This is a genomic window from Paenibacillus marchantiae (assembly GCF_028771845.1).
In the GTDB taxonomy this organism is placed as follows: Bacteria; Bacillota; Bacilli; order Paenibacillales; family Paenibacillaceae; genus Paenibacillus; species Paenibacillus marchantiae.
Map to the genome: position 1 here is coordinate 5,741,703 of NZ_CP118270.1, position 17,504 is coordinate 5,759,206.

Genomic DNA, 17,504 nt, shown 5'->3' on the forward strand with positions numbered 1-17,504 from the left:
TATTTCGTTTTAATATAGCACTATTCTTATATTTAAGGTGAGGGTGCTATTCATGAAAATATCTATTCAAAGATCTAGAAAATCAGGCCTATTCTTCGTTCTTACAGGTGCGATATGCTGGGGCATTGGCGGAACAGTTTCACAAAAACTGTTTCAACAATACGGAATTGAAGTCAACTGGTTTGTAACGGTTCGACTGCTGATTGCGGGTATACTGCTTCTGACGGTTCAATCCTTTACAACAAGGCGCTCGCAAATTTTCGATATGTGGAAGCAGAAAAAAACAGCCTTGCAGCTAATCATTTTCGGATTATTCGGGATGCTCGCTGTTCAATATACGTACATGGCTTCTATTCAACATGGCAACTCCGCAGTGGCGACACTACTTCAATATCTGTCACCAGTCATGATCATGGTCTATATGATCTGGCGAAAACAGGCTGCTCTAACCAGAAAGGATGTTGCATCAGCGATTCTGGCTCTGAGCGGGTGTTTTCTCCTGCTGACCAATGGTTCTCTCTCCCAATTGTCTGTGCCTTTACCCGCAGTATTGTGGGGGTTGTTATCCGGAGTTGCCGCTGCCTTCTATACCCTCTACGCCGTGAAACGGATTGAAAAGTTTGATTCACTCGTTGTGGTAGGCTGGGCAATGATTATCGGAGGCGCTGTACTAAGTCTTATCCACCCACCATGGAAAATGGACTTTGCCAGCTTGCGTTTGGAAACCTACGGATATTTGGCCTTTACCATTATTTTAGGGACGATGATTGCATTCTGGTTCTATATCGAAAGTTTAAAAAGCCTGACAGCCAAAGAAACAAGTCTTATGGGAAGCGCGGAGCCGCTTGCTGCCGTTGGCACCACTGTTATCTGGTTGCATGAACCCTTTGGGTTATTTCAATGGCTGGGGACCGCATGTATCATTGGATTGATATTATTGTTGCAGTCGAATCGCCCCAAACCCATTCAGGTCAACGACAAATAACCTTCTTCGCATATTAATGCGCGATAGAAGGTTGTTAGTTGTCGTATATTGGTGGTTTAACACCCATATTGTTGTCAGCAATCCAAAATCACTGTGCGATCTGGTCGCGGATGGATTGAAGTATTTTTTTCTCCAGTCTCGACACCTGCACCTGGGATATACCCAGCCTGCTAGCGACCTCGGACTGGGTCTGATCCCGGTAATACCGGAGGTATACAATCAGCCGTTCCCTTTCGCTGAGACCGCCAATCGCTTCGTTTAGCGCAAGTTTGTCAAACCACCGTTCCTGAGACTCATCGGCAATCTGGTCCATTAGTGTAATCGGATCGCCGTCATTCTCAAACACCGTCTCATGTATGGAGGTCGGCGGTTTGTTGGCTTCCTGAGCAAATACAACTTCCTCTGGGGTTACCCCCAACTCCGCGGCTACTTCCTTAATCGTTGGAAGACGGTCGAGGTGTTTGGAGAGTTCATCCCTTTTTTTGCGGACTTTATTCGCCATTTCCTTGAGCGAACGACTGACCTTAAGCGTGCCGTCATCCCGCAGGAAGCGCTGAATTTCTCCGATAATCATCGGAACTGCATAGGTGGAGAATTTCACATCATAACTGAGATCGAATTTATCCACCGATTTGAGCAGCCCGATACAACCAATCTGGAACAGATCTTCCGGCTCATATCCCCTGTTCATAAAACGTTGTACGACGGACCAGACGAGTCTGATGTTGCAGTTCACCAGCGTATCCCGTGCGACATGGTCACCCGACTGACTGAGCGCAATCAGCCGTTTGACCTCGGCATCGTCCAAATAGGTCTGTGAAGACTGTTTCACTTCAGCATCCATAAGACTACCAACCCCTAATTATACAATGCTTTCTTGGATTCAATCCTTTTCTTCATCTTGATGGAGGTGCCTCTGCCGGGCTCACTGCTGACTTCGAATTCATCCATGAAGTTTTCCATAATGGTGAAGCCCATGCCCGAGCGCTCAAGTTCGGGTTTGGACGTATACAGCGGCTGTTTGGCAAGTTCAAGATCTTCGATGCCTTCACCACGGTCTTCCACAATGATGGTAATCATGTCATCCCGAATCTCGGCTTGAATGGACACGACACCTTCCGCATTGTTGTTGTATCCGTGGATGATGCTGTTCGTTACGGCTTCCGAAATGACCGTCTTCAGATCGCTAAGCTCGTCCATCGTAGGATCAAGCTGGGAGATGAAGGCAGCAACCGTCACCCGTGCGAACGATTCGTTCTCCGACTTGGCCGCGAATTGCAGATTCATGAAATTTGTCCCCGTTCCTTCATTCATGAGACGACCTCCAGACCCGAGAGAGCAGTTCCCTCATTTTCGTAAATCGGCATAATCTTGAACAAACCTGACATTTCCAGCAAACGATACACTGGCGGATTGACATCACAGACAACCATCTTGCCGCCTTTATTCTTAATGAGCTTGTATCTACCCAAAATGACACCCAGACCCGAACTATCCATGAATTGCAGATCTTTCAGGCTAAGTACCAAATGCTCGCATTGTCTGCGCTGGATAGCTTCATCCATCTGCATCCGTACCATGTCAGCTGTATGGTGATCCAGCTCCCCGGATAATCGCACAATCAGAATCCCGCGGTGATGTTCCATTTCCACATGCAAGTTCACGTTTGCTCACTCTCCTCCCTGTCTTGAACAAGGATTTCTACGTTCCCGAAGGCTTTTCCTGCCCCCCGACAAAACTAGAAGAAAACCCCTAATTAACTACAAAATACGTTCAAAGGATGCACGCATCCTGCATAAATCGCCGTTTAATCGAACAGTTTGGAGGTTGTGCGTTTGAACAGCTTCCACCAGCCAGCCTTGTCCACACCCTGCGGAGCCTGAATGTCGAACTCCTTGATGACTTCATTGCCCTGGTAGACGACTAGTTTACCTACACTCTGACCTGCTTTGACCGGAGCTTTCACTTCTTTTGCCATCAGCAATTCATGACGGATCTCATCCGATTTCACACCTTTGCGCATCAGAACACTATAATTTTGTGTTGCATTCAGCGGCAATTCGGCTACTTCACCTTTTTCAATTTTCAGACTTCCCAGCAGATCTCCTGACTTGTACAGGGCTTTCATCGTGTATTGCCCAAAAGCATAGTCAAACATCGAGGAAACTTCACTGTTCCGTGTTTTGGTATTGGGTTCTCCGAGTACTACCGCGACCGTACGAAGCCCATCCTTCATCGCTGTAGCCGAGAGACAAAACTTGGCTTCGGAAGTGTATCCTGTTTTCAACCCATCGGCACCGGAGTAGAAACGAACCAACTTGTTCGTATTCACCAGCCAGAATGGCTTCTCGCTATCTTTACGAAGGTAGTCCTGGTATGCACCGGTATATTTCGTAATCCCCGGATGCTTCAGCAGTTCACGGCTCATGACCGCAATGTCATGGGCCGAAGAATAATGGTTATCGACCGGCAGGCCGTTACAGTTGGAAAAATGAGTATCCTTCATTCCGAGTTCCTTCGCCCGCTCATTCATCAGTTGTACAAAGGCTTCCTCCGAACCGGCAATTTTCTCAGCCATCGCTACAGAGGCATCATTACCGGAAGCCATAGCAATACCTTTTAACATATCGTCTACAGTCATCTCTTCCCCAGGTTCCAGAAAAATCTGTGATCCACCCATGGATGCGGCATATTCACTCGTTCTCACTTTATCCGTCAGCTTCAGCTTGCCAGAGTCGACCGCTTCAATGGTGAGCAGCATGGTCATAATCTTCGTAATGCTCGCCGGAGGCAGCTGATCATGACTGTTTTTTTCAAAAATGACCGTGCCCGTATCAGCATCCATCAAAATGGCGGAGCGTGCCGACGGGGCCAAATCGGTTCCCCCCGCTGCTTTGGGAGTTTCTTCAGCCAGCGCGGTTGATGCCATCAGGGGCAGCAGGATACAAAGGGTCATGAACGATGCCATTATTCGTTTCTTCACTAGGGTTACCTCCTCAAATGACTTGCTTACTGCATGTTCCATGCATGTACTGCTAATCATTGTCGGCCCGATTGAAGTAAATTATTCCATGTGAAGAATGATTTCCCGAACTTTTTATGTAATTCGTTTGAAACACAAAAAACGAGCCTGACACTCAATGGATGAGAAAGCTTGCCCGTTAAGGAAATAAAAAAAAGACAATCTGCCCCAATGAATCACATTAGGGTAGATCGCCTCTTCTTATTGATCAGTTACATTTGTGGAATAACAGCCAGCACAAGGGCCAGGAACGATTCACGAACACGTTCTGTCGTCTCCATAACCTCATCATGCGACAACGGCTGGTCCAGAATGCCGGCAGCCATGTTGCTGATACAGGAGATACCGAGTACTTCTATGCCGGCGTGGCGTGCCACGATGACTTCAGAAACGGTAGACATGCCGACAGCATCCGCACCCAGCGTACGCAGCATCACGATCTCAGCTGGTGTCTCGTAGTTTGGACCAAGCATACCTGCGTATACACCTTCACGTACATCAAAACCTTGTGACGCGGCTGTATCCTTCGCCAGCGCACGCAGACGGCGGCTGTACGCTTCGGACAGATCCGGGAAGCGCACACCCAGTGCGGAGTCATTCGGTCCGATTAATGGATTCTTGCCTGTGAGATTCAGATGATCCGAGATCAGCATCAGGTCACCCGCCTCATAAGAGGTATTCACGCCACCTGCAGCGTTCGTTACGAGCAGCGAAGTTACGCCCAGTTCTTTCATAACACGTACCGGGAAGGCAGTCAGTTCCGGACCATATCCTTCGTACATGTGGAAACGACCTTTCATCATAACGACCGGACGGCCTTTGATGGTTCCCACCAGCAATTCGCCCTCATGTCCCTCTACTGTGGACACCGGAAAATGCGGAATATCCTGATAGGCGATGCTTACGCCATCTTCAATTAATTCTGCCAAAATGCCAAGTCCTGAACCTAAAATCAAACCGACTTCCGGTTTAATGGAACTTTTGCTTTGGATGTAAGATGCCGCTTCCAAAATCATCTGTTGGTTTAATGCTGTCATAAGATGTTCCCCCTTGAGTTGAAACGATCCGTCTGTATCCGCAAATGACATCAATGGAAACTACACGCTGAAATGATGCATTCGCTTATGTATAACGGCGTTTAAATGTGTTCAATTTATTTTATCCTAAATCGGACTATTGTTCCGCATTTTTTTGCAAATTTGTATCCAAGTACAAACTATTTGGCCCGCGGATGATGAGATTCATATATCTCTTTCATCGTTTTGCGACCATGATGCCCATACTGTTGCCCAGGCTGCTCCACATGACCGAGCATGTCCTGTACCGCACGGGTATCTGCCCCACTGGCAATCAGGTGAGCAGCAAAGGAATGACGCAGCGTATGTGGTGTGATTTCACCCGAGATTCCTGCATCCATCGCTGCTTTTTTGAGCAGCTTCCAGAAGCCTTGCCGGGTTAATCGTCTACCGGATACGTTGACAAAGAGAGCCTGCTCGTCCGTCTCATTTTTGATTAGCAGGTTACGGTACTCGTTCACATAAACACTTGCCCACTCTGCTGCAGGCGCACCGATTGGCAAAATTCGTTCTTTACCGGCACCTCCACAGCGGATAAAGCGCATGCCTGGCTGTACGTCCCGCACATCCAGTGCAATCAGTTCAGATACACGAATGCCTGTCGCATATAATAACTCCAGCATGGCCCGGTCACGTACCCCTTGCGGTGAACGGGTATCGGGGGACGCGAGCAGCAATTCGATCTCTTGGATGGTTAACACCTGCGGTGGTGTCTTGTCTGCTTTTGGAGCCTCCACATCAAACGTAGGGTCCTGCAATATGTCACCACGCCGCATCAAAAAATGAAAATAGGAGCGCAGGGATACAACGCTGCGGGCAATGGTTGCATTCGCACGTCCTGCCTGTTTCTGCTGACCTACAAACAGGATAACATGCGTCCGGCGCACCTGCTCCGCTTCCCGGATACCGTATTCTTTATCCGCAAATTCGATGAACTTGTCCACGTCCCGAAGATACGATTCCAGCGTGCTGCTCGACATCCCTTTATCCTCTTCCAAGTATAAGGCATAGGCGTGTATCGTCTGCTTCATGCACAACGCTCCTCATCTGACAGGACTGCCACACGGGCAACCTGCTTCCGTATTTGCATCCCTGGCTGTCCAGCTACTCTCCGTACCAATAGAATAAACGGAGACGCTCTGCCATTGTAGGACGTCCTTCCCCGTTACTTGGCCAAACCGTTTCCTGAAATACTTTAACCGCATTTCCTGTTGGCATCTGATATTGGTCCACAGGTGAGATCCATCCGTTGAACAAATCCAGGACATGATAGAACAGATAAACTAATGCAGCAAAAAATACGATAAATCGAATAAAACGGAGCCCTTTCCGCAGCGATATAATCATGGGTTGTACCCCTTTCTGGTTCGAATCCGACTCGTCTAGAATCAGGGTATGTTAACGAACACAGGAATATGACATTCAGGGTAAACCTCACATCACACACTGGACCAAAAAAGCTCTCCCGTCAAAACCGCCGGTGAGAGCTTGAAGATATGCTATGTTATTCTTCATCTTTGGGCTTCTGGTCATTTTTAGCTTTGCAACGGTAACAAATCCCATGGAAATCCAGTCGGTGATCTACTACCGAAAAGTTAAATTCCCGCTCCAGTCGCTCTTCAAGCGGTCCAAGCCAGTCTTCACGTATTTCATCCATACTTCCGCATTGAACACAGATTAAGTGATGATGGTGATGCTTGGATGTATCTCCGCGTAGATCATAACGCGCTACACCGTCGCCGAAGTTGATTTTCTCTACAACATGCAGCTCACTCAGCAGTTCGAGGGTACGGTACACGGTTGCGAGACCGATTTCGGGAGCCTTTTCTTTCACGAGCATGAATACGTCTTCTGCGCTCAGATGATCTTCTTCATTCTCAAGAAGTACTCTTAAGGTGGCTTCCCGCTGGGGCGTTAATTTATATCCTTGGGACTGTAGTTGCTGCTTAATTTTATCGATCCGTGCTTCCATTTTCTCCCTCCCCCTAGGAAATCACTGCACACTGCAACTTAACCCACTTCTTTCATTATAGGGGGAGTACATAATTAAAGTCAACATTTTACACTATCACGCGCAAAGCTAAGCGGGTAGTAGCATCGGTGTGACCCAGCGCATCATCGCAGGTGTAACCCATGTTTCAAATGACGCAACCCCTAACAGCAGTGCTGCCATAACGAGAGTTAACACCATATATGAAGCAAAAGGCCTCTGACGGCCTGGCGTCCGCTGCATCAGAACACGGTTCCGAATAATATATAAGGAAAAGGTCATGGCTGACACACTGCAAATGAGCAGTACCGGAATCACGAATAAATTATGAGGCGCAACGGAAACCAGGGCAAATAACAGCCCTTTCCATGAATACTGTCCGACAAGGTAACCCACTGTAAAACCAATGAGCACCCCTTTCAGAAAATCTAGAACCAATATGCCCGGCAGGCCGATGACCGATAAACCCAGAATGAAGATCAGGCCAACCCACTTTAGATGAAGCATAGCAATGTCCCAATAGGTTCCGGTCTCAGTCACCTGTCCGCTGTGCTGTACCGTCATGAAGAAGTTACCGAGGTATCCCTCCAGATCCTGGCGCTGTTCAAGGGATAGGGCATTAACCATCAGGGCGCCAAAAATGACACCCACCAGAAACAAGACAGCCACGAATACATATAAAGAGGTTTGGCCTTTGAATGTGAAGTAGGCAGAACGCATACAGGTACGAGTCCCCTTTCCGGTTATCATGCTGCAAGGATGTCGAGTGAAATCCTCATAGTCATTCTTATGAACCGGAATGCACACGTATGACTTCTTGTCCAGAATCAGATTTCTTCTCCATGACAAAATGCCATTCCCGCACCAAATGATGCTAACTCACTTTATTCGCATACCGCAAACTGATCTACTCTGATCTTTCCTTGCTGGACACCTTTCCGTAAGTGCCCCCACCACCAGATGACAATTCGAGTTGACCATCCCGCGCTGCAACGATAAGACCTGCGAGAACCGGTCCAACAACCTCTGCAAGTTCATCCTCGCTTGTACGATGTAATACGTTCATTTCCGTACCAAAGCGGTCCAGCAGCTGGCGCAGTTTGGCTTTCCCCAAACCCGGGATGAATTCCAACGGTACCTGATAGTGATAAGCAGGTCGGTTTGCTGGAACATGCGGACTTTCTCGGTCAGCGATTGCCAGTATACGATCCAGTACACCCTGCACAAGCTTCACACTGCCACAGTGTGGACAGCGTTCTGCCGACATCGCATGCTCGTCCATAATGCTCCCACAGGAGGCACAGTAGGTACGGTGGTATTTGCCAAGTCTCGGATCCAAACCGTAGTTGGCTGTAATGCTTCTGCCTGCCTGTCCTTTAAGTGCCATGCTGAATTCGTCAAAAGAAGGCTTCGCGAGTTGCAACTCGTTGTACTCTCGTCCAATCTTACCCAGAGAATGAGCATCCGAATTGGTCAGAAAGGGAACCTGATCCAGTTCCCGAATATAACTGGCCATGGATGAATCAGAGCTTAGTCCAAGCTCAACCGCATCGATCAGGCTAGTATCCAGCACATCAGCCATACGAGAGGCTGTGCTGCCATATATGCCTTTATGCGGGGTAAACGCATGCGCTGGCACAATAAGCCCGCCACGCGCCTTTATCTCGGCCTGCATCTCAAGCGCGGGTACATACACCCGCTGTGAGCTCAGGTTTACATTTTTCATATAACGTTTCATCCAGTCCGTGAAGGACTTCATGGTTTTCAGATCACGGAAGTAGGCCAGCATATGGAACTCCCGCATCCCTGGCTCGCGCAGCTCCAATTCCGTACCCAGCAGGATGGTTGTGTCCTGATACGCAATGCCCCCTCCCTCAAGCTCGGACATCGTGCCGTTCTCAAGCAACTGTTCGATGTCCATCTGTACAACCGGAGAGTGACAATCAATGACACCGAGTAGATGGATTCCTTTGCGATCCGAGGCTTCTCTAGCAATGTTCTCGAATGTCAGATCACGGCTGCCACTGATTTTAATAGCCTCACCGCGCGAAGTTCGTCCAATGTGAATATGGAGGTCTGCATAACAAGGTTCCCACCCTGCAGACGCTGCCTGATGCTCATTCATCATTAAAACCGTCCTGTTGTTCTGTAAAGATCCCATGCATACACAGCCATCATCGTTTTGGCATCACTGATGCGATTCTGATCCATCAACTGATAAGCCTCTTCAATTGTAATCTCGGACACTTCAAGAAATTCATCTTCGTCCAAAGCCATGTCTCCTGCTTCGAGTTCCTCGGCGATGTACAGATGGATGATCTCATCCGCGAATCCTGGCGAAGTATAAAACGAACGCAGATGCCGCAATGATTTAGCTACATAACCAGTCTCTTCGCGCAATTCACGCGCTGCTGCCACTTCAGGTTCTTCTCCCGGGTCCAGTTTGCCTGCCGGAATCTCAACTTCCGTACGTCCCATGGCCTGACGATACTGATCAACGACCAGCATACGATCGCCATTCAGAGCGAGGACAGCTACTGCTCCAGGGTGACGGATGATCTCACGTGTAGCAGTCTGACCGTTAGGCAGCTTGACCGTGTCGACCTGAAGAGAAATGACTTTGCCCTCGAAGATGGGCTTTGTCGATATCGTCTCTTCGTCAAGTTTTGGATTGACAGAATGCTTATGATTGGTTGGGTTCATCTGTTCTTCAACTCCACTTCTTCGAATTTTGGTTCTCTTTATACGTATAAACCTCTGTTTTTTGGCATATGGTGAGCTTATAGCGATTTCAAACAAATATAGCGAATCAGGGGGACAACCAATGAACAGTTATTTAACACCGCAATCCGTACACGTGGTCGGACAAGCCAGACAAGTCCAGCTCATACTCAAACAATGGGTGCGTGAGTGGGGTCCAGATGCCAAATTAATCGATATGCTCGCTGGACGTAAATGATACTGTTCTTGGTCTGCAATACCCATGAAATATAACATGGTTTTGCCAAAAAGTCCGAACTCGGTTTGTACCGGATTCGGACTTCTTAGTTGAAGCACGGGGAGTTTCACCCTCAGTCTCTTTGGATTACTTTTTATTTGCAGCCGTTTCCTGAATAATAGCCACAACCACTTCAGATAGTTTCACAATATCCTCGGCACGGATGCGTTCTTTCGTCGTATGGATGTCCTCATAGCCTACAGCCAGGTTGACCGTGGGTATGTTGAACCCATTGAAGATGTTGGCATCACTACCACCACCGGATGCAAACGTGCTAGTTTCCAGCCCCAGGCTCCGAATGGCACGCTGTGCAAGCTGAACAACCTCGTGTTCATCATGGAAGCCAAATGCAGGATACAGGATCTCACTGCGGAACTCAGCGGTTGCACCATATTTGCGGCATGTCGTTTCCAGTGCTTCACGCATCTGGGCCACTTGAAGTTCTACCTTCTCCTGCACAATACTGCGTGCCTCAGCCTCAATCTGCACAAAATCGCAAACGACGTTCAGTGCTGATCCGCCCTGAAATTTGCCGATGTTCGCCGTAGTCTCATCATCAATTCGTCCCAGCTTCATCGCTGCAATTGCTTTGGCCGCCACTTGGATGGCACTGATGCCGTCTTCCGGATTCACGCCCGCATGTGCGGATTTCCCATAGATCTTCATCTGAATTTCCGCTCTGGCCGGAGCAGCCACACAGATTGTACCCACAGCTCCGTTGGAATCCAGGGCATAACCGAACTCGGCTTCAATATCCTTCGGATTCATTGCACGTGCACCAACCAGACCCGACTCTTCACCTACGGTAATCACAAATTGAATTTTTCCATGTGGAAGGTTATTCTCTTGAATAGCTCGAATCGCTTCAAACAGAGCAGCAATCCCTGCCTTGTCATCTGCACCCAGAATTGTCGTGCCGTCACTGCGAATCCAGCCGTCTTCACCCAGCTCAGGTTTAATTCCCTGTCCAGGCGTTACGGTATCCATATGACATGTGAAAAAGATGGGCGTAGCTTCTTCCGCACCCTCGGCTTCCCAGGTAATCACGAGATTACCAGCGCCATGTCCGGTTTTCTCCATGGTGTCGTCCTCATACACGCTGAGGCCCAGCTGAGTAAACTGTTCTTTTAACACTTTTGATATATTCTGTTCATGGGTTGTTTCACTGTCAATCTGCACCAATTCCATAAATTGATCAATAACACGCTGCTGTTTTATCATAGGACTTTCCTACCTTTCTTCGATACGGTACAATACAATTACTATGGTCTGTTTATTTATTTGTTGAAAGGAGTTCTCTCATCATGCAAAAAAAGAAATGGTTCCGCATCATTATTTATCTCATGCTGCTCGCCATGATTGGGTCCACCCTTTTCATTGCGCTCGAACCTTTATTGTTCGGATAGAAACCCGAAGCCTTTTGACTGTCTGATTTACAGACGGGGAAGGGCTTCTTTTTCTGTAATCCAGGTAATCTCATACGGGAAAATCCGGTTAAAGTATGGAACGATATCCTGCGCAACCTTCTCCACATTGTAGGTCTTCCCTGTAATATCCTCCAACGAGGTCACACCATACTGCTCAATCCCGCAAGGAACAATCCCCTGAAAGCCTGCGTGCTGAATGCCGGAGGTGATATTAAAAGCAAATCCATGACTCGTCACGAAGCCGCGCCGATGTTTACACCGATTGAACTTTACGCCGATGGCGGCAATTTTCAAATCTCCGATCCATACACCGGTGTAAGCCTCTTTACGCCCTGATTCAATACCCTGATCAGCCAGGTAATCAATAATCATCTGCTCTAGGCGACGTAAATAGCCATGTAAATCCAAGGCTTCATCCCGTCCAAGAACAAGTAACGGGTAACCTACCAACTGGCCAGGGCCATGATAAGTAATATCACCGCCGCGGTCAATTTGAAACAAGGAGATGCCTTGCTCCCGCAGTTCGTCTTCACTGAGAAGCAGGTGCTCCGGGTGATTCTGTGAACCGATCGTATACGTCGGCGGATGCTGGAGCAACAGCATCTGTTCTGCTCCTTCTCCCTCATCCAGTTGCTGCACAATCGCTTTCTGGCGGTTCCAAGCCTCTTCATAATCAAGCATCGGTATGTATACCACATCCAGCGGCTTGCTCATGATTCCCCCACACCCTTCTGTTTCAATGTTCATTGTATGATGATGAGCATTCTATTGAAGAAAACGGGAAAAGTGCACGGCCAATGGCACATACACTTTCCCATTATCCATCTATTCAGGGCTTGGCATCATTAGTAATTCATTGAAATGATGCACTTGCTCTCTCTTAATACACTTTCGATTCCATGGTGTACCCTTCAAGATTCTCTTTTACACGTTGCAGGAAACGTCCGCTGATGACCCCATCCAGAATACGATGATCCAGGGAAAGACAGAGGTTCGCCATGGAACGGACAGCAATCATGTCATTGATGACCACAGGTTTCTTAACGATCGACTCAAAGGTAAGAATCGCCGCCTGCGGGTAGTTAATAATAGGTTGCGACAGAATCGAACCAAATGACCCCGTATTGTTAACCGTGAACGTACCGCCCTGCATATGGTCCAGCTTCAGAGTGCCTTCACGTGTTTTACGTGCCAGCTCATCAATTTCACGAGCCAGGCCAGCGATGTTGCGCTGATCCGCATGTTTAATTACCGGTGTCAGTACAGAGTCTTCTGTACCCACTGCCATCGACAGGTTGATATCCCGTTTGACAATAATTTTGTCAACAGCCCAGACGGAGTTCATGATCGGGTAGTCTTTAATCGCATTAACGACCCCCTTCATCATGAAGGACAAGTACGTCAGGTTGATGCCTTCTTTGCGCTTGAACTCATCCTTGAGTTTGTTGCGCAGCATCACCAGATTCGTCACGTCCACTTCAATCATCGTCCACGCGTGAGGGATTTCCGATACGCTTTGACGCATATTACGAGCAATGGCATTACGAACTGGAGTAACGTCGATAAAGTATTCGGATCTTCCCTGTCCGCCACCCTCTACTTCGATTTGGGGAATTTTCGGACTTTCGGTCAGATGTATGCCGGAATGTCTTACAGGAACGCCTGCGTCGGCTGCTGGAACGGTTTCTCCCGCAGATGCGCCCAAGTCTGCATTCCCCCGATTCAATCCGCTGAAAGGAGAACCTGAAGGTACTCCCGAAGAGACCTGCTGTCCTGCTAAAGTAGAAGACTGTGCAGACGCTGCGCCCGCGTTTCCCCCCTGTGCAATCACTGCCAGTACATCCTTACGTGTAATCCGACCACCTGCTCCTGTGCCCTGAATGCTCTGCAAGTTGAGACCATGTTCAGCTGCAAGGGATTGAACCGCAGGAGAATAGCGGTTACGCATCGGCTGATTGGGATCGTGCCCTGTTGTACTCGCTGCACCAGCAGCAGGTACGTAGTTCGCACTTTGTTGTGCATGAACATGATCACCATTCTGTTGCTGCGAAGCATGCGTTACTTGCTCTGCTGCTTCTTCATCAGAAGCAGCTACCTGCATGCGGCAGATGGCTTCGCCAACCGCAATGGTCGTACCTTCTTCGACCAACAGATCACCCATAATTCCATCAACGGTTGATGGAATCTCTGCGTTGACTTTATCCGTAATCACTTCACAGATCGGTTCGTATTGTTCAATCCGGTCACCCGGTTTTTTCAACCATTTGGCAATGGTAGCCGAGACCAGCGATTCCGCCAGCTGCGGCATAATGACCTCGATCCATTTCATACTCATTGGTTATATCACTCCAAACTTTGCTTTTAAACTATCTCACTACACGAATTAATACTCGGCGAGCGTACGCATCGCTTCCTTGGCTTTATCCTTGCTCAGCATATAGAATTTCTCCAATGTTGGGCTAATCGGCATTGCCGGTACATCCGGTCCGCAGAGACGCTGAATCGGCGCGTCTAGTTCGAACAGACATTCTTCACTGATGATAGCCGCAACTTCCGCTCCTACACCACCGGTTTTATTATCTTCATGCACAATCAGCACTTTGCCTGTCAGACGAGCGGATGCAATGATGGCTTCGCGATCAAGTGGCTGCAATGTACGCAAATCCAGTACATGGGCAGTAATGCCTTCTTCACGCTCCAGCTCCTCAGCAGCCTGCATGACAAAATGAAGTGGCTGGCTATAACCGATAACCGTAATATCTGCTCCTTCGCGAAGCACGTTGGCTTTACCGATTGGAACGATGTAATCATCCTCTGGCACATCTTCCTTAATCAGCTTGTAGCATTTTTTGTTTTCAAAAAAGAGAACCGGGTCCGGGTCGCGAATAGCTGCTTTGAGCAGTCCCTTCGCATCGTATGCCGAGTAAGGAGCTATAATTTTCAGACCTGGTGTGCCAAAAAAGATCGATTCCGGACATTGGGAGTGATACAGCCCACCAAAAATACCGCCGCCAATCGGCGCACGAATAACAATCGGGCAACTCCAGTCATTGTTGGAGCGATAGCGAATTTTGGCCGCTTCACTAATAATCTGATTTGTTGCAGGCAACATAAAATCCGAATATTGCATCTCGGCAATAGGTTTCATACCGTACATCGCAGCGCCAATAGCTACACCTGCAATGGCTGATTCGGACAATGGTGTGTCCATGACACGCATTTCGCCGAACTGATCCTGCAATCCTTTGGTTGTAGTGAACACACCGCCTTTAACCCCGACATCTTCACCAAGGATAAAGACATTTTCATCCCGCTCCATCTCTTCTTTCATCGCGAGACGGATTGCATCAATATATTCCATAACCGCCATACTTACCGTCCCCCTTCTTCGCTGTCCGCATAAACGTGCGTCAGAGTGTCCTCAGGTTTCGGATATGGCGCGTTGTCTGCGTATTCAGTCGCTTCTTTCATTTCCAGCGCAAGCTGGGAAGCCAGATCCGCATCCCGGGCTTCATCCCAGATGCCGCAATCGATCAGATAGTTCTTCATGCGAAGCACGCCGTCCTTCTTCCAGTTCTCTTCAACCTCTTCCTTGGTCCGGTATGCCAGATCATTGTCGGAAGTGGAGTGTGGAGACAACCGATACATCATCGCTTCAATAAGTGTAGGTCCTTCACCAGCGATTGCGCGGCGACGAGCTTCTTTGACTGCACCGTATACTTCCAGCGCATCGTTTCCATCTACACGAAGTCCGGGGAACCCGTACCCAAGTGCACGATCTGATATTTTACCACTCAGCTGCTTGTGAATTGGCACCGAGATGGCATACTGATTGTTCTCACACATAATAATCACAGGAAGTTTATGAACACCTGCGAAATTGGCACCTTCGTGGAAATCTCCCTGGTTGCTTGACCCTTCACCAAAAGTTACAAAAGAAACGAATTCTTGCTTCTTCATTTTGGCAGCCAGTGCAAACCCTACAGCGTGCGGAACCTGTGTCGTAACCGGACTGGAGCCCGTTACAATGCGCAGCTTTTTGTGACCGAAGTGACCCGGCATTTGCCGTCCTCCACTATTCGGATCTTCCGCCTTCGCAAAAGCAGACAGCATCAGCTCACGTGGAGTCATGCCAACTGCCAGTACAAAGCCATAATCGCGGTAATACGGTAAATAATAATCGTGATCCCGGTCCAGACCGAATGCAGCGCCTACTTGCGCAGCTTCCTGTCCTACACCGGATACGTGAAAGTTAATTTTGCCGGCCCGCTGTAAGAGCAAGCAACGCTCGTCAAACTTGCGTGCGAGCAGCATGTATTTGTACATATCCAATACTTCACCATCGCTAAGTCCCAGCTGTTCATGCCGATGGACCGCGTCTGCAGTACCTTTTGAACTCATATGAGGTACCTCCTTTTAATCAGAGCCTTTGCCCGTCTTACTACCCGATCTTATAACCTGGTACTAAGACTTGGCTTAACCTTATTATAATCCCATTTGCCCAAAAAAGGAAAGGACCTTTCTCATAAGCCTGTCCGGCTTACATTCCAATCGATTTTCCGTCAACTGCCAACATGGCTTCACCCATGATTTCTGATAATGTTGGGTGAGGATGGATCGTCTGTCCCACTTCCCAAGGTGTCGCATCCAGCATCTGAGCCAAAGAGGCCTCTGCGATCAGTTCCGTCACATGGGTACCGATCATATGTACTCCCAATATATCATTCGTCTTGGCATCCGCGATTACCTTCACGAATCCATCCCGACTTCCATGAACCAAAGATTTTCCAATCGCCTGGAACGGAAACTTGCCTGTCTTCACTTCATAACCACGCTCTTTGGCCTCGCGCTCCGTAAATCCGATACTCGCTGCTTCCGGACGAGTATAGACACAGCGCGGGATTCGATGTGATTCGACGGCATGTACCGTTTCACCCGCCAGATGATTCACTGCCAAAATGCCTTCATGACTCGCTGCATGCGCCAGCTGCAATCCGCCGATGACATCGCCGATTGCATAAATATGTCCCTCACCCGTTTGCAGATGTTGATTCACAGCAATAAATCCGCGTTCGAGTTTGATATCCGTATTTTCGAGTCCGATATTTTCGACATTGGCCTGACGACCAACCGACACCAGCATCTTGTCCGCTTTCAGAGTCTCTTGCTTCTCATCCCCCAGCTTGACATCAATCTGAATACCGTCTTCCTGTATGCTATATGTCTCTGTCAGAACGCTAGCGCCTGTTAGGAAGCGAACACCACGTTTCCCAAGCAATCTCTGCATTTCCTTGGCTACATCTTCATCCTCTGCTGGCAATACATGAGCAGCGGCTTCAACAACTGTAATTTCAACGCCAAAATCATTCAGCATCGAGGCCCATTCGAGGCCAATCACCCCACCACCAACAATGATCAGGGATGCTGGTAATTCGTCCATTCGCAAAGCCTCATCACTGCTCATGATGTACCGGCCATCTGGCTCAAGACCTGGCAGCACCCGTGGGCGAGATCCGGTAGCAATAATGAGGTTGGTTGGCACAACTGTATCCATCTCGCCATCTTCAAACTCGACAGCCACTGCACCGCTCTGAGGGGAGAAAATGGAAGGTCCGATCACGCGCCCTTTGGCGTGTACGACCTGAATTTTATTTTTTTTCATTAAATACTGCACACCTTGATGAAGCTGCTCCACAATTGCATCCTTGCGCGCCTGAACCTTCGGAAATACAAGTGTTGCTCCAGCTGTTTCAATCCCATACATTTCGCTTTCTTGTATCTCAGCGTACACTTCCGCACTTCGCAGCAATGCCTTGCTCGGAATACAGCCACGATGCAGACAAGTGCCCCCCAGCTTATCCTTCTCGATAATAACAACCTGTTTTCCTAACTGTGCGGCACGGATGGCAGCAACGTACCCTCCCGTTCCTCCTCCAAGAATGGCAACATCACATGTAATTGGCATCTTAAATGTTCTCCTCTATCCATATAATTTCAATACAATTT

20 protein-coding genes are annotated in these 17,504 nt (G+C 48.4%); 3 read left to right on the forward strand and 17 right to left on the reverse strand.

Going from position 1 to position 17,504, the window contains the following annotated elements; all coding sequences use genetic code 11:
• The first annotated feature begins 52 nt into the window (after positions 1-52).
• Positions 53-985 carry an EamA family transporter gene (locus PTQ21_RS25830; RefSeq protein ID WP_274567636.1) on the forward strand — a complete coding sequence of 311 codons (933 nt, stop codon included), beginning with the start codon at positions 53-55 and terminating at the stop codon, positions 983-985.
• An 88-nt stretch (positions 986-1,073) separates the two neighbouring features.
• On the opposite strand, the gene sigF is transcribed toward PTQ21_RS25830, so the two are convergent.
• The 11 genes from sigF to PTQ21_RS25885 form a co-directional block, all read right to left on the reverse strand.
• Positions 1,074-1,829 carry an RNA polymerase sporulation sigma factor SigF gene (gene sigF / locus PTQ21_RS25835; RefSeq protein WP_024630954.1) on the reverse strand — a complete coding sequence of 252 codons (756 nt, stop codon included), beginning with the start codon at positions 1,827-1,829 and terminating at the stop codon, positions 1,074-1,076.
• 14 nt (positions 1,830-1,843) lie between these two features.
• A complete protein-coding gene (gene spoIIAB / locus PTQ21_RS25840) occupies positions 1,844-2,299 on the reverse strand; it encodes an anti-sigma F factor (RefSeq protein ID WP_053784445.1) in 456 nt (151 codons plus the stop codon).
• Entirely contained in the window at positions 2,296-2,649 is a 354-nt protein-coding gene (gene spoIIAA / locus PTQ21_RS25845) for an anti-sigma F factor antagonist (protein WP_036663380.1), read from the reverse strand. Before spoIIAA ends, spoIIAB begins: the two co-directional genes overlap by 4 nt.
• 143 nt (positions 2,650-2,792) lie before the next feature.
• Positions 2,793-3,914, reverse strand: coding sequence for a D-alanyl-D-alanine carboxypeptidase family protein (locus PTQ21_RS25850; protein WP_274570572.1), 1,122 nt, complete (start codon positions 3,912-3,914; stop codon positions 2,793-2,795).
• Between the two features lie 305 nt (positions 3,915-4,219).
• Positions 4,220-5,044, reverse strand: a complete 825-nt coding sequence (locus tag PTQ21_RS25855; protein ID WP_063565732.1) for a purine-nucleoside phosphorylase — start codon at positions 5,042-5,044, stop codon at positions 4,220-4,222.
• Positions 5,045-5,223: 179 nt separating this feature from the next.
• Positions 5,224-6,114: a tyrosine recombinase gene (locus PTQ21_RS25860; RefSeq protein WP_064636791.1), complete on the reverse strand. Its 891-nt coding sequence runs from the start codon at positions 6,112-6,114 to the stop codon at positions 5,224-5,226.
• Positions 6,115-6,187: 73 nt separating this feature from the next.
• Positions 6,188-6,430 carry a DUF4227 family protein gene (locus tag PTQ21_RS25865; protein ID WP_063565730.1) on the reverse strand — a complete coding sequence of 81 codons (243 nt, stop codon included), beginning with the start codon at positions 6,428-6,430 and terminating at the stop codon, positions 6,188-6,190.
• Between the two features lie 157 nt (positions 6,431-6,587).
• Positions 6,588-7,055, reverse strand: coding sequence for a ferric iron uptake transcriptional regulator (gene fur, locus PTQ21_RS25870; protein WP_063565729.1), 468 nt, complete (start codon positions 7,053-7,055; stop codon positions 6,588-6,590).
• A gap of 108 nt (positions 7,056-7,163) precedes the next feature.
• Positions 7,164-7,793, reverse strand: coding sequence for a stage II sporulation protein M (gene spoIIM / locus PTQ21_RS25875; protein ID WP_063565728.1), 630 nt, complete (start codon positions 7,791-7,793; stop codon positions 7,164-7,166).
• Between the two features lie 187 nt (positions 7,794-7,980).
• Positions 7,981-9,201 (reverse strand): endonuclease Q family protein, encoded by a 1,221-nt coding sequence (locus PTQ21_RS25880; protein WP_274567648.1) that lies wholly within the window; start codon positions 9,199-9,201, stop codon positions 7,981-7,983.
• The gene (locus PTQ21_RS25885) at positions 9,201-9,776 is read right to left on the reverse strand and encodes an NUDIX domain-containing protein (RefSeq protein ID WP_274567649.1); all 576 of its coding nucleotides are present in this window, start codon (positions 9,774-9,776) and stop codon (positions 9,201-9,203) included. Before PTQ21_RS25885 ends, PTQ21_RS25880 begins: the two co-directional genes overlap by 1 nt.
• Positions 9,777-9,897: 121 nt before the next feature.
• On the opposite strand from PTQ21_RS25885, the gene PTQ21_RS25890 reads away from it, so the two are divergent.
• Positions 9,898-10,032, forward strand: coding sequence for a Z-ring formation inhibitor MciZ (locus PTQ21_RS25890; protein ID WP_090810664.1), 135 nt, complete (start codon positions 9,898-9,900; stop codon positions 10,030-10,032).
• Positions 10,033-10,158: 126 nt separating this feature from the next.
• Here PTQ21_RS25890 and PTQ21_RS25895 read toward each other — a convergent pair whose 3' ends face one another.
• A complete protein-coding gene (locus PTQ21_RS25895; protein WP_269055978.1) occupies positions 10,159-11,292 on the reverse strand; it encodes a tripeptidase T in 1,134 nt (377 codons plus the stop codon).
• Between the two features lie 83 nt (positions 11,293-11,375).
• Between PTQ21_RS25895 and prli42 the strand changes: the two genes are divergently transcribed.
• Positions 11,376-11,477 carry a stressosome-associated protein Prli42 gene (gene prli42 / locus PTQ21_RS25900; RefSeq protein ID WP_090810668.1) on the forward strand — a complete coding sequence of 34 codons (102 nt, stop codon included), beginning with the start codon at positions 11,376-11,378 and terminating at the stop codon, positions 11,475-11,477.
• A 27-nt stretch (positions 11,478-11,504) separates the two neighbouring features.
• On the opposite strand, the gene lipB is transcribed toward prli42, so the two are convergent.
• The 5 genes from lipB to lpdA all read right to left on the reverse strand — a co-directional run bounded on the left by lipB (position 11,505) and on the right by lpdA (position 17,463).
• The gene (gene lipB, locus PTQ21_RS25905; protein ID WP_063565724.1) at positions 11,505-12,212 is read right to left on the reverse strand and encodes a lipoyl(octanoyl) transferase LipB; all 708 of its coding nucleotides are present in this window, start codon (positions 12,210-12,212) and stop codon (positions 11,505-11,507) included.
• A gap of 166 nt (positions 12,213-12,378) precedes the next feature.
• Entirely contained in the window at positions 12,379-13,833 is a 1,455-nt protein-coding gene (locus tag PTQ21_RS25910) for a dihydrolipoamide acetyltransferase family protein (protein ID WP_274567657.1), read from the reverse strand.
• A 48-nt stretch (positions 13,834-13,881) separates the two neighbouring features.
• Positions 13,882-14,868, reverse strand: coding sequence for an alpha-ketoacid dehydrogenase subunit beta (locus tag PTQ21_RS25915; protein WP_024630968.1), 987 nt, complete (start codon positions 14,866-14,868; stop codon positions 13,882-13,884).
• A 2-nt stretch (positions 14,869-14,870) separates the two neighbouring features.
• A complete protein-coding gene (locus PTQ21_RS25920) occupies positions 14,871-15,899 on the reverse strand; it encodes a thiamine pyrophosphate-dependent dehydrogenase E1 component subunit alpha (RefSeq protein WP_063565722.1) in 1,029 nt (342 codons plus the stop codon).
• A gap of 139 nt (positions 15,900-16,038) precedes the next feature.
• Entirely contained in the window at positions 16,039-17,463 is a 1,425-nt protein-coding gene (gene lpdA / locus PTQ21_RS25925) for a dihydrolipoyl dehydrogenase (protein ID WP_063565721.1), read from the reverse strand.
• Between the last annotated feature and the right edge of the window lie 41 nt (positions 17,464-17,504).

Bases quoted from the DNA above. Each gene is read 5' to 3' on its own strand.
- PTQ21_RS25830 (WP_274567636.1), top strand. From the start codon at position 53: ATGAAAATATCTATTCAAAGATCTAGAAAATCAGGCCTATTCTTCGTT.
- sigF (WP_024630954.1), bottom strand. From the start codon at position 1,829: ATGGATGCTGAAGTGAAACAGTCTTCACAGACCTATTTGGACGATGCC.
- spoIIAB (WP_053784445.1), bottom strand. From the start codon at position 2,299: ATGAATGAAGGAACGGGGACAAATTTCATGAATCTGCAATTCGCGGCC.
- PTQ21_RS25850 (WP_274570572.1), bottom strand. From the start codon at position 3,914: ATGGCATCAACCGCGCTGGCTGAAGAAACTCCCAAAGCAGCGGGGGGA.
- PTQ21_RS25855 (WP_063565732.1), bottom strand. From the start codon at position 5,044: ATGACAGCATTAAACCAACAGATGATTTTGGAAGCGGCATCTTACATC.
- PTQ21_RS25860 (WP_064636791.1), bottom strand. From the start codon at position 6,114: ATGAAGCAGACGATACACGCCTATGCCTTATACTTGGAAGAGGATAAA.
- PTQ21_RS25865 (WP_063565730.1), bottom strand. From the start codon at position 6,430: ATGATTATATCGCTGCGGAAAGGGCTCCGTTTTATTCGATTTATCGTA.
- fur (WP_063565729.1), bottom strand. From the start codon at position 7,055: ATGGAAGCACGGATCGATAAAATTAAGCAGCAACTACAGTCCCAAGGA.
- spoIIM (WP_063565728.1), bottom strand. From the start codon at position 7,793: ATGCGTTCTGCCTACTTCACATTCAAAGGCCAAACCTCTTTATATGTA.
- PTQ21_RS25880 (WP_274567648.1), bottom strand. From the start codon at position 9,201: ATGATGAATGAGCATCAGGCAGCGTCTGCAGGGTGGGAACCTTGTTAT.
- PTQ21_RS25885 (WP_274567649.1), bottom strand. From the start codon at position 9,776: ATGAACCCAACCAATCATAAGCATTCTGTCAATCCAAAACTTGACGAA.
- PTQ21_RS25890 (WP_090810664.1), top strand. From the start codon at position 9,898: ATGAACAGTTATTTAACACCGCAATCCGTACACGTGGTCGGACAAGCC.
- PTQ21_RS25895 (WP_269055978.1), bottom strand. From the start codon at position 11,292: ATGATAAAACAGCAGCGTGTTATTGATCAATTTATGGAATTGGTGCAG.
- prli42 (WP_090810668.1), top strand. From the start codon at position 11,376: ATGCAAAAAAAGAAATGGTTCCGCATCATTATTTATCTCATGCTGCTC.
- lipB (WP_063565724.1), bottom strand. From the start codon at position 12,212: ATGAGCAAGCCGCTGGATGTGGTATACATACCGATGCTTGATTATGAA.
- PTQ21_RS25910 (WP_274567657.1), bottom strand. From the start codon at position 13,833: ATGAGTATGAAATGGATCGAGGTCATTATGCCGCAGCTGGCGGAATCG.
- PTQ21_RS25915 (WP_024630968.1), bottom strand. From the start codon at position 14,868: ATGGCGGTTATGGAATATATTGATGCAATCCGTCTCGCGATGAAAGAA.
- PTQ21_RS25920 (WP_063565722.1), bottom strand. From the start codon at position 15,899: ATGAGTTCAAAAGGTACTGCAGACGCGGTCCATCGGCATGAACAGCTG.
- lpdA (WP_063565721.1), bottom strand. From the start codon at position 17,463: ATGCCAATTACATGTGATGTTGCCATTCTTGGAGGAGGAACGGGAGGG.